The following is a 5,092-nucleotide window of genomic DNA, read 5'->3' as shown; positions in this document are numbered from 1 at the left end:
TTTATAAAGAGATTTAAATTTTAAAATGAGATGTTTTAAAGAGGGGCGCCCCCGCCCGCGACCGCGCGTTATTTACGCAGCGTTATTTATATTCTGATCAAAACCACAGACATCTTCAGAAAATTTCTTATTTTCTTTAAGCACAGCATTGCCATAAATCGTTGTAAATTGGCAAATTTGTGCTTTGCCACTCACATGAGCATTATCATGAATTTTTGCAAAAGGACCAACACGCGCCGAGCCAAAAACCTTGGCATTGTCATAAATATTGCTCCCATCATAAACTATAGCTTTATCAAAAACATGAGCATTGCCATAAGCTTTTGACCACGGAGCAAGGCGTGATTTACCGTAGACATGGGCATCATTAAACACAAGCCCACTCACATGAGCATTTTCATATACACGGGCATTATCGTAAATAAGAGCCCCTTCAGTAATAACGGCATTATCACTCACAACGGCATTGCCAAAAACATAGCCACCAATTTTTGCATTGCCATTAATGATTGCATTGTCATAAACACGTGCTTTATCACTCAAAATCCATGCCTTATCACTAATCACGGCATTACCATAAACCCTAGCATAATTCACAACACAAGCATTATTGCGTATTTTAGCATTTTCGGAAACGCTTGCTTGGATAACCATAGCATCATCATAAACCCAGCAATTGCCTTTATGAGACAGATCACTCTCATCTTTAATAAAGCCGCCGAGGTCGCCTTTTTTGACATCATCAAAATCTTTTAAAGCTTTAATGCGGTGTAAAGTCATACCGTTAACAACGCGGTTTTCATTAGTAAGTTCATATTTTTTTACAGGCTCTTGTTGATTAACAGATGCGGTTTCATTTGAAATGTTAGAGGAAATTGTATTTTGAGAATTTTTCATTTTAAATTCTTTCTAATCAAAATTGTTTTGAAATTGACACCCTATAAAGGGCGTCGGGCGTTCAAAACACGGTGATTAGTCCGTTGTATGCTTTTCCCATAAATGGGTATTGTATGGCATAACCACACCCGACAAAATTCTCATATACTAACAAAAGCATAAAAGATAGCCAGTTTTTAAAAGCTTTGGAAAGATTGTTTCGTAATCTATCCGCTAATCACAAGTGTTTTGATCACTTGATTATTTATATACCAAAATACGTATTTATTGTCAAATAATATTTTATCTTTTTTAATATTTTTTTGTATTTTTAAAATACGTTGTGTATTTATAATATCTTATGCTTATGAATAGCTTCTTTTATATTTATGTGCTTTTAAGGCTATATTATGGGATTTATGAAACGATTGGCTTCTTTTTTGAATCTATACATTTATAATATTTATAAACGCTCTCATAATGCGTATTTTTATCTTTATAACCTATCAGATTTTTTACTAAATGGTTTTTAATTTTTTTGTGAATTTTGTTTATAACACATTTGCAACTTAACAGCTTTTTATAGAGATGGTCTTTATAACCAATGCTTTCATTTGCATTATGATTATAAAACCTTGCTGTTTTTACGCATTCTTTATAACCATGGCATCATTTTTCATTTTCATAAGAGAAACGATAAATAGGATAATTATAATTTATAGACTGTTATGAAAACATCTAAAGAGAGATCGATAATTATAAAGATTAGCAAAATCCTTTTTAATAGGCTTTTGTCAGTTGTGTCAGTTTTGTCAGTTCTTTTTAGACCCTCTATTATTCTTTTTAATGAGAAAAAATAAAAGTTATTATATATCAATATGTTAACATTTTAAAATACAACCCATATCGAAAGTACAACCTTAAATACAATTAATAATATATATATGTCAGTTATGTGTCAGTAAATTGAACCGACAAAAGTGATCATTTTAGTGAGTGATTAAAACGTGTCTTATGAAAAGCGTATGAAAGTAAAAACTGATTACGTTATCAAAATCCTTTTTATGAATTTTATTAGTTCTTTTGAATGATAACCTTATGATTTAGAGAATGATTACAACGTGCTTTATAAAAAGCGTATGATCCTTAAAGCCTTTCAAAAGATAGCTTGTAACTCATACGAAATGTATCAAGACCATTATGGTTATGAGTTTTGAGTATTTTGAGGGTTCCTTTTACCTCCCGTTATATATTTTTTTAAAATAGAAAAATAAAAGTTATTATATTTCAATACATTAGCATTTTAGAGATCTTAAAAAAACAACCCATATTGATAACACAACCTATAAATTCAACTAATAATATAGGTTTTGAGGGGGTTTTGACGGTTTTTACACCTTCAAAACCTATAAGCAAAATGAATACATATAACTCTCTTTAAACAAAGCTTTTGAAAACAATAAAGCACTCATTTTAGATTACGGTATAACCTCTTAAAGGCAATGTAAAAAAATCTAATTCACTTTAAGAGTGGGTTTCTTAAAAGTCTTAAAGCAATCCCAATAAGAGTGTTTAAAGTACAAAGCCTTATTTTTAGAATAACGCATATTAGGATTGTATCTAATCAACTTAACAAAAGAGGTATAGATTATGGTTATAAGCTCTATACCCCTTATGAGTTATCATACCCATTATGTGAGCATGCTTTATAAATTATTCAGTTTCTCTTATTTCTAATTTTGGTAAGTTCTTAACGATTTTCATTGTTTCTAAACTTACGGTAATAACCCTTTGAAACAACTCTAGAGGGTAGGCAGGGTTGCCAACGGTTTCAACAGCATAGCGATTGGCATCATTCACAATGCCACTCTTTTTATCAGTCTTAACACATTGACGCCCCATAACCCATTCAAGAGCAGGCTTGCCATTGACGATATACTCATAAGCTTCAAGAGGGATATCTGTTATTGTGATATTGCTATTATATAAAACAGTTGATTTATCCTTTTCCTTACTATTCTTAATTTTTGCGAATTTCATTTCAGTTACATAATAGAATTTTTCGGGATTAGAGATCTCTGTCTGTTTTGGATTGCCCTTTTTAAAGGTCACTGGATAAAGTTCTACAGTTTCATAATTCATGTGCAAATGACCCAGTTCACGCCCTGCTGTCACAAACTTCCAAAAATCATCAGCAGTTTTTACGCAAGGGATACGAGGCAATTCTTTAGAGAGGTTATCAGCATAACGAGCACGGTAATCTTCCGAATGCAAAAGACCATAAACGTAATAGAACAAATCATCTTTAGTGATTATTTCATTCGGATAAGCAGCTTTAAAATGTGCTAATCCTTCATCAGTAATGGCATCATGCCTCTGTAAACCAGCTGTTTTGCTGTCTTCTATAGAATTCGCAAATAAATGGGATTGTTGCTTACTTTTACCTTTTGAGATCCTAGTGTTTTCGTAAAAATATCTTGGAAAGCATTGACCTTTATCCAATGCATCAAGATTGGGAAGATTCTTACTCATCAAAACAGAAAAACCTGCTTGAGTTCCGGTACCTGTAATTTGTATTACCTTATTTTCAACAGCTTTTCCCATAGGGAATATCCGCGGCATTTGATAGACTCTCTCATTAAAAGTACGGTTGTAGTATAGCCATTGTTTCGTAAAAGGACGATAAAGACTTTGCGTGAGGCATATATTTTCAAATTCAGAAATTTTTCCTCTTACTAATTCTTGTTTAACATTATAGCTCCAACTTATCTTTCTCTCATCTGTATCAACGAAATTATTTACAGCCTTTGTACGTATCTTGCGGTTAGCATGTGTATAAGCTTCATTAAATCGTCCCACTTCACTGTTATAGAAGGCAATCATATTACTCATGTTCTTCTTTAAAGTTTCATGGCTTGAGTTATACGTCCAAGCATCACGATTGGTTACAATTCCAAGAGAAAACGTTTCAAATAGTCTGAAATGACATCCCTTCTTATCGCCTATAGCTAAAAATGTTTTGAAATTGTTATCACGTTGATGAATCCAGTCACCATGTTCATCCGGTGTAATTATTTTCCAACCTGATTTATTTGTGATGCCACCAACATTACCAAAGTCTTGAAGCATCTCAAGTTTTTTTTCGGTAGAAAGATTATCACCAATGTCGTGATAGTAAATCTCACAAGGTTGTTTTTTATTTGGGTTGCGCACAAAAATCGTTACAGCTATTCCATTTTGGCTTCCAGAACCAAACACATTGCCTCCTTCCTTTGATAGCTCTTTTGATTTTATATTTTTTCGAATATCACCACGAAGATTAATGATATAAATAGAAGAATATTCATTTCGTAAGCATTTTCGCATGCCATCAGCAAATGCTTTATCTACCCATCCATTTCCAGAAATATAAGCTACAATACCACCTTGGGAACTTAAGCGATTACTTGCCCACCTAATCGCTCTAATATAGCTATCATAGAGATTTCTTTTTAATGTTGCTTGAGATTTAAGTGCATACGTATTTTGGATACTTCTATCAAGTATTTCATATTCTACATTTGCATTATTATCATTTTCGCTTTTTTGACCTGTTGAATAAGGGGGATTGCCAAAGATAACTTTAATATCCAGTTTCTTTTGATGCTCTAAATATTCACTGTTTTCTTTGAATAATTTTTGCAGAAGGTTCTTCTCTTCAAGCATCCGAAACGTATCAGTCAAACCAATATGCTTGAAAGGGATATCTTCACCTTTCATGATACTATGATAAGTCGATTCAATGTTAATCGCTGCTATGTAATAGGCAAGCAAAACAATTTCATTGGCATGAATATCATGACGGAATTTATATTCCATATCCTCTGGTTTGATGAGATCTGATTGTAAAAGCCGTGTGATAAAGGTCCCTGTTCCCGTGAAAGGGTCAAGAATAGACACACCACGTGACCCCAAGCTTTTGCCAAACTCATTCCGCAACACATCATCAACAGAATGAATGATAAAATCAACAACCTCAACGGGCGTATAAACAATCCCAAGCCTATCCGTGGTTTTTTTAAATGCCTTGGAAAAGAAATCCTCATAGAGTTTGATAATAAGGTTCTGTCTTGCTTGGGGTTCGGTAATCCCAGAAGCGCGGAATTTTACACTGTTATAAAACCCTTGGAGTTCTAAAGACTCTTGCTTGATATCGGTTTTATCCAACTCAGCTAAA

At 33.2% G+C, this 5,092-nt stretch carries 2 protein-coding genes; both read right to left on the bottom strand.

Annotated elements, in window-relative coordinates; all coding sequences use genetic code 11:
* Positions 1–72 precede the first annotated feature (72 nt).
* Complete coding sequence (locus tag ACFILT_RS09320; RefSeq protein ID WP_375679977.1) at positions 73–897, bottom strand: hypothetical protein; 825 nt, start codon at positions 895–897, stop codon at positions 73–75.
* Between the two features lie 1,692 nt (positions 898–2,589).
* On the bottom strand, positions 2,590–5,092 hold a 2,503-nt coding region (locus ACFILT_RS09315; RefSeq protein ID WP_375679976.1), incomplete at its 5' end, for a type ISP restriction/modification enzyme.

The organism is Bartonella sp. AP7XZML (genome assembly GCF_042195745.1).
Lineage (GTDB): Bacteria > Pseudomonadota > Alphaproteobacteria > Rhizobiales > Rhizobiaceae > Bartonella.
Note: the sequence above shows the minus strand (reverse complement) of the source record. Positions and strands in the feature narration are given on the sequence as shown.

What these genes read in the sequence shown, in the direction of transcription:
- ACFILT_RS09320 (WP_375679977.1), bottom strand. Translation starts at nt 897, where the DNA reads ATGAAAAATTCTCAAAATACAATTTCCTCTAACATTTCAAATGAAACC.